This window comes from Psychrobacter piscatorii, assembly GCF_001444505.1.
In the GTDB taxonomy this organism is placed as follows: domain Bacteria; phylum Pseudomonadota; class Gammaproteobacteria; order Pseudomonadales; family Moraxellaceae; genus Psychrobacter; species Psychrobacter piscatorii_B.
In genome coordinates this window covers 1-6,901 of sequence record NZ_LNDJ01000131.1, presented here as the reverse complement: position 1 = coordinate 6,901, position 6,901 = coordinate 1, and the positions used below count along the sequence as shown (strand labels likewise).

The 6,901-nt window shown below is 34.5% G+C and carries 5 protein-coding genes and 1 pseudogene; all 6 read right to left on the bottom strand.

All coding sequences use genetic code 11. The features are described 5' to 3' along the window. Positions 1 to 338 (bottom strand): annotated as a pseudogene (locus AS194_RS13565) (elongation factor P hydroxylase); the annotation flags it as partial. Between the two features lie 394 nt (positions 339 to 732). Continuing rightward, a complete protein-coding gene (locus tag AS194_RS13150) occupies positions 733 to 1,230 on the bottom strand; it encodes an elongation factor P hydroxylase (protein ID WP_057758727.1) in 498 nt (165 codons plus the stop codon). Positions 1,231 to 1,335: 105 nt separating this feature from the next. Next, on the bottom strand, positions 1,336 to 1,755 hold the full coding sequence (locus AS194_RS13145; protein ID WP_057758729.1) for a hypothetical protein: 420 nt from the start codon (positions 1,753 to 1,755) through the stop codon (positions 1,336 to 1,338). Between the two features lies 1 nt (position 1,756). Further along, complete coding sequence (locus tag AS194_RS13140; RefSeq protein ID WP_058025951.1) at positions 1,757 to 3,796, bottom strand: hypothetical protein; 2,040 nt, start codon at positions 3,794 to 3,796, stop codon at positions 1,757 to 1,759. Further along, complete coding sequence (locus AS194_RS13135) at positions 3,793 to 5,754, bottom strand: hypothetical protein (RefSeq protein WP_058025950.1); 1,962 nt, start codon at positions 5,752 to 5,754, stop codon at positions 3,793 to 3,795. Before AS194_RS13135 ends, AS194_RS13140 begins: the two co-directional genes overlap by 4 nt. Continuing rightward, positions 5,747 to 6,901: site-specific integrase (locus AS194_RS13130; protein WP_152978649.1), on the bottom strand; the 1,155-nt coding region annotated here is incomplete at its 5' end. The genes AS194_RS13135 and AS194_RS13130, both read right to left, overlap by 8 nt.

Sequence of the window (6,901 nt, the reverse complement as noted above, 5' to 3'; positions counted from 1 at the left end):
TCTCCGATATACTCGGGGCGGTTCATAGCGTCACGCGGCAGAGTATAAGGTTTGGCTATATAGCTTTCTACTTGCTGATAGACATCACTAGCAAAGGTACTACTACTAGTGTCGAAGTCGGCAAACAAATTATCTTGTGAGACTTGGAAGTTTCGACCACACGCTAAGGTGAATAAACATTCTAATGCCTGTGGTTTGATCTCTACGCGCTCAAATGCTTGCTGCTGAGCTTCTGTCCGACCGTCTGGGGCATACCAGTAGCCAAAGTCAGGTAATTGTCTACGAGCGTCACCAGCCAGGCACCAATGACTCAGCTCTAGTAAACTCTTATCTATAAATGTACATTACTAAGTTATTGATTGATAAAGAAGTAATTGTAATGATGTGAAATCAGCTTCTTGATAAAAAAATGTACAATATTCCTCATAAAAGGAGATATTGTACATTAAGTGAGTCATTGGAATTATCACTTTTCAAAGCACTAAGAAGCTTATATTAGCCGTGTATATACAATCGAGACATATCAATATTTTATTTTTGATGAATAGATCGGGACTTTTTGTTGGTTCTTCTCTTAGTAGATATTCTTTGTTTTTTCAATAAAATTGGGAAGGCTAGAATATTTACTATAGTTATCATCGGCTGAATAGTAGCCTGATGAATATACTTCACATGACTGCTTTGAAATTTTAAAATTAAGTAAGTATGAATTTGCAATATGTAGTTAATAAACTAATTATCCCTTAACGTAGAAAAATCTGTATGCATTAATGTTTCTAAAGCTATTCTAGCCGTAGGAGGAGGATTCGTAATCATCTCTTGATAATTAACTTCTAAGTTTTTTAGAAACACCTCTGATATCGGTCGACCTGAAAAATCATCAAAGCTAGGTGAAAAATGTATACCTATAGCTTCACACATAGCCTTTTCTAAGCCTTGAGGTCTTGCTTCAACCAATTGAAATAGCTCTTGCTCTTCACTTGTTCTACCACATTCAGTATACCAGTAACCATAGTCATCTAATTTGCGTCGTTTTTGCCCTGCCAAACAGTAATGAGCAATTTCATGTAATAGGCTTCTTGGGTAGTTTTCTTTAAAAAAGATCTTCGCATTTGTATCTGCTTTTGGCGCTTCATAGTAGGGTTCATCTACTCCACCAATTATGGTTAGAGTAGGAAACAGATGTTCAAATAAAATTTTTAGTTTGTTACACAAATGATCGTCATTCATAGGAATACTTTTAAGGCATCTTAATAGCCGTAATATGAGAAAAATAAAGCTTTAGAGAGGCTTTATTCATAGATTGTATTTGAGCTAAACAGGAACAAGATTAAGCTATTTATTAGATCTTTTCACTAATCTTATATGTGGAGAATCTGCTAACTCTCTTTGAAGTTCAAAATTCTGTCTTAGAATGTTAAGATAATCTTGCATTATAATGTCATATTCTTCTTTTATCATGTCGTATTTCAAATTAGCTTTTATTTTGAGCTCTTTTTCATGTTTTAACTTAGTAGAAGTATTAGGTTTTTCTTGGGCACGATTTTTGCGTTCTTCTTCCGCTTTTGTTATTGCTTCGCAAAGTTCTGGATATCTCTCATTACGGACATACCCTTTTCCTTTACCTGCCTCTCTACCTACAGCGTCTCTAGTAAACTTAAACCGTGATGACTTTGTATTGACAATTTTGGCTGTACCATCTTGTAGACGATTCAAAGCATCCCAATAAGCCTGTTCTGCCTGGCTAGTTTTCATGTTATTTCTCTTGATTTACTTCTAATACTGAAAGAAGACTGTCTATTTTTTTAATACTCACTTCGTATTCATGATGAACACGCTTTGGAATATCTAAAGTGAGTTGAGACTTATAAAAATCTTTAGTCTGTAGCAAAATACTTTTGGATTCTGGTGAAAACACCGCATTTTCACAGCTAATACAAGCAGATGCCAATACACCAGCACCTTTATCACAAGGTTTAATAGACATACATCCGCCAACTAAAGTAGATCGATAACGAATTTTGCCATTTTTGACTGCTTTCTTAGTACTATTTCTATTATCTAAGAACTTAGGAAGCTTATTCTCTACTTTTCTTTTTTGTAGATTTTTACCAGCTGCACCAGTTAGTGTCACCCTGCTATCTAACAATTCATGCAAATTATCTGACTCTACTCTTGCTTGGGCCTCCTGCCATTCCTTTTGCATAGCTTTGACTTCAGGGCCGTTGCCTAAAATATTTATCGCTCTAGAGTTTGAGTCCGTGTAATAGACTGTCATCATCATGCTTATATGTTTTAGCTGGGATTTAAGGGTAGGATATGAAACATAACCACTAGAAGCAGCATACACGGCTAAGGAGCGTCTAAACTGATGAAAGCCTAAAGGCCAAGGCTCACCTAATTTAATATTATTAGGTATTTCATCGCCGTATAAAAATTGACTGACTTCCTTTAAGTCTTGTTCTGAAATCAATAAGTGCTCTGATGACATTATTTTTTGAATGAGGTTGCTATTTAAGGCAGTTGTTGCATAATCAAAATGCGGATGAGGCTTTCCAGATTTCCCATTTTCAATTGAAAAAAACAACGGTAACTTACTCTCATCTTCTGCCACCTGACTCTTATTAGCAGACCAGTTCAAAACTCCTTGAGTGATAAATTTAGCTGCTTCAAAAGCTTCTTCAACAATTGAACCTGTTACCCATTTTGTAAATCTTGGTACTCCATTACTTTCCAATTTTGTTGTAGTTGACCATACTACAGGTATATTTCCAGTATCGGAATGAATATGTCTTAGCCCGTTGAAAGGGATAGATAGTAATTCATTTTTACGCATACCTGTAAACGCAGCTATAACAAAAGCGCTTTTCATCTGTATTTGACCTAGGCTGATTGTTAAACTTAACCAACTAGCATTCTTGATGATGTTTAAATCTGTTAATTCTGCTAAAATATTAGTTAGCTTTTTATCTCTCTTTAAGGCAGTTTTCCAATAAAATGAGACTAAACTTGTTTGTGATTTATTAAGCTTACTTATGGGCATACTCTGATCTAGTCTTAAAGCTTCATCCCTTACTTTAGTACGTGCAGAAAAAACATATGATATCTTCTCAGCATGCTTATTAAAAATCTGTAAGCTTTCAATGGTATCTTTTAGCAGGTTCTGATAAATGCGTGAAGGGATAATCATAGTTTGAAGACCTTGAGAGGTTTCAGGGAAAGACTTTCTAGTTTTTCTTAAACTGCTTGAAAATTCTTCTGAAGGTTGTATATTGCACCAAAAATTGTTTCGATTTAAAACAGATGCTGTATCAATAAACCTTTGTATCTTGCCTAAATACAAGCCTATTTGTTTCTCTGCAGAGCTGTTAGTTACTAAGAAACAGATTGCATTAGGGTCAGCAAATACGTTATCAAGTTCAATATTATTGTTTACACAGTAACTAATCAGAAAAGATATAGCGACTAAGTCGCCATTCAATTTTGACATAGAACATCCATTCATTTCACAAATCCAATTGAGTGCAAATACTTTCAAAAACTTAACTGCTGATTTGAATTCTCTGCCGTCGGTATTAATAGATGAGGATAGGTTCTTAATTTTAGTTCTAAAGTTAATAGTCCTCATTAAACTACTAGTAGCACTATAGTCCCAAATATCGTCAGAGAATAATGATAAAGCATCTCCACTCTTGGAAAGCGTTATAACCAAACTAGATGATGGGTTCTCGATTAGGTCTTTAGATATTGGTTGTATCTCTTTAACAAAGGGTTCACGCATCATTATTTTGGTCATAAACTTAAGCTTTTTCTGTTAGATTCTGAGGCTACAGTGAGAAAATTTATATGCTCATCCCAATACTCATTATAAATTTGCATTTTTATTTTTTGTTCAGCATCATCAACGAGTTCAATTACTCTATTATCTTTTCCTTTAAGAATATTGATAATCTCGTCAATTCTAAATAGTGATGGTTCTATAGAGAGAAGATGATATTCAGGATCATCACGAATCATAGAAGACTTTAGTAGAGCCTCTTTCAAACTTAATAGTTTATGTATATCTTCAAAATCTATATGAATTGCAAAAAATTCACAGAACAAACAACTTTCAAATGTAGCACAGGAAGGGTTGGGGGCTTCATTATTAAAGCCCAATGCCTTAACAGGATCATTATCTGATAGGTTAGAACAAGATCCTGCTGGTATTTTCTCCGTATCATAGTTAGTTGAAGTCTTGATAGATATAGTTTGTTCATTAGTTCGATTAGACCTAAGAACTGCGGTAATCATTTTTTCGTGATAATGATTCATCTCTATTGCTTGAGACTCAATATCGATCGAAGTGTAAGATTTAGCTACTGTAGTTAAAGAGTTATTCAACTTCCTAGCTACTAATGACAAATTTCCTTTAGAATGTTTTATGTAGTATTCCGCACATAGGTTTCTAATGTCTCTAGCAGTAACCCTTTTAACCCCTTTAAAAAGTGGAGTATTGTCGTCAATAGAACTGACAGAGCTACGTGCAAAACGCTTTAATTGACGATGTTCTCCAATACGCACAAACAAGTATTCTTGACAGTCTCCAAGAAGATGAAGGTTATCAACCCACTCTCTAAGTTTCAAATACTGTATGAGATAACGTTTTAAGTGAGAAGGAGCGGAAAATTCAATCTGTCTACCTGCTCGATATTTATGTTTTTTAGCAAAAGTTGATAAGCCAAGGTTTTCCAAATTTAAATCAGATATTTTCAAATCAAGTGTGGGTTGTATATTAGCAGCAGTGAAAGAAAGGTAAATGTAATAAAAGCAATATGTACATAGGTTATAAGCATAAATTTTTCTAGAGTCTAAATTCTCATTGATCCATGTATTTCTGTTGTTTATTAATGTGTTTTTATAGAAATCTTTCTTAGTATGCTCACAATTATAATAATTTGATAAAGCATTTTTTACCTCATTAAAGGGTAAGGGTTCACCACTATTGTAGAAGCAATTAGGTAGTTTCTTTATGCCATATTTTCTAGTTGAATCCCAATAATAATCATTACTTGATGATTTTGCTAAAGTAATAGGTATAGGGTAGATTTTATTTAATATGGCGTATGAGAATTCATTAAAGTATGTAATGCAGGTTTGTAAGAAGTTTTTGAAGTCTTCTAATGAGGAGTCTCTTTCTTTACTGTTATGCCCCATATGACGATGCTTGGGAATAATACTAAGTATATCGATATCAGATAAGTTATAAGCGATTTTTATGAAATCTCTTGCAGTATTTAGCTTGTCATAAAGAGTTGTAGTGCTTATAGATTTTGCACCACTTAAACGCGCCTTTTGATAGAGATTAATTTGATAATATTTATAATTAGATGCTAAATCATCTAAAGTAAGAGGCTTAGAGCCTTCAAAATCACAAAAATCAAAAAAATATCTTAAATTATGAAGGTAACCTCGCACCGTTTCATCTCTCAACCCTTTTTGAAGGATTTCCCTAAGGTACCTTCTCAACCATTCTACACGTTCTATAGACAATGTTGATTCATCAACTAGGCCCGTAATATAGCTCTTAGTTTTATCTCGGGAATGACCAGAATCGTTCTCTCTATTGGTATAGCAGACTCTACCAATATCGACTTTAAAGGACACACCATCAGCTCTTGAACCTACAATTACTGTGTATTGAGGATCAACGATATCTTCTATTTGCTTAGTGCTTATCTCAATAAGCTGCCTGTCATTGAAAGAATTAGACATTATATTGGCCCTTATCAAATGTTACGCCGAACGTATCTTGTATATCATTGAATTCTTTTACTTCCGAGTCGAATTTTAGATAGGCCTCAGTGGTTGTTAGGCTTCTATGGTTTAACCTTTGTCTGACATGATCAAATATCTTAGAATCAGGGTATTCCTTAGCTCTAAGGTTTCTTACGATATTCATCCCATAGGTAGCACGCAAATCATGGAATGAAAAATTTTGAAGACTTGGTTCAAATTTTTGAACCTTGGAAATGAATTTTTTTAATTCATTTCTTAAAGATTGGCCGTTTTTAGGTACCATAACAGGCGCTTCAGTGTTCCAAACTGGTTTAGGGTTGTTACGATTACGATCTATAATTTCTCTTTCAGCAGTTAAATAGGGGTTTCCAGTTCGAGTTAAAAACACATAGTTATCGTCAGTATTTGCATAAAAGCTGTTTATATTTTGTCTTCTATGTTCCGCTCTTTCGCAATCTATATATGTTGCTAAATGATCAATTAGGTTACGTGAAAACATTAAGCGGTTTAGTCGCCCACCCTTTGAATCTGTTCTGTATTTATATCCAGTATTTATCACGGCATAATTTGAATCAGCATTTTGTTCTAAGTGGTTGAGAGCAGTTTTGATACAAGCAATAGAGAGAGTGCATACGCTTTGTTGTCTAGCTCCTGTTCCGAGAGCTATTCTTATCATTAGCTCCAACTCTATTGACGCATAGTTTTTATCAAATGCCCTGAAAATAATTTCTTGTTCTTCAGAGCTTAAAGGACGCAGACTGCCTCCATCTCTCAACTTACCTAGTGATGGTAAGGGTTTTCTGCTGCTTCTTAGCTTGAGATCATTTGTAATAACACTAATATTCCTCATTATTCCTACATTATTATGAATAGGTATAGAAACCTTCCTTTCTCTAAAGGGCTTATTCTCTATATCAGACTGAGATACGAATGATTGATGCTGTATATAATTATAGAAATGAGCAACAGAGGACAGAATGTTATTAATGTATTGAGAGCTAAAGTCGTGCTGTTCTATTACAGCCTGTAAAAAAGCTTTGAATTTGCGAGGAACCCTTTGCTGATACTGGGTAGGTAAGTCTAAAAAGTGTTGGTTTGAACCGCCCCGACTATATCGGAGGCT

Bases quoted from the DNA above. Each gene is read 5' to 3' on its own strand.
- AS194_RS13150 (WP_057758727.1), bottom strand. From the start codon at position 1,230: ATGAATGACGATCATTTGTGTAACAAACTAAAAATTTTATTTGAACAT.
- AS194_RS13145 (WP_057758729.1), bottom strand. From the start codon at position 1,755: ATGAAAACTAGCCAGGCAGAACAGGCTTATTGGGATGCTTTGAATCGT.
- AS194_RS13140 (WP_058025951.1), bottom strand. From the start codon at position 3,796: ATGACCAAAATAATGATGCGTGAACCCTTTGTTAAAGAGATACAACCA.
- AS194_RS13135 (WP_058025950.1), bottom strand. From the start codon at position 5,754: ATGTCTAATTCTTTCAATGACAGGCAGCTTATTGAGATAAGCACTAAG.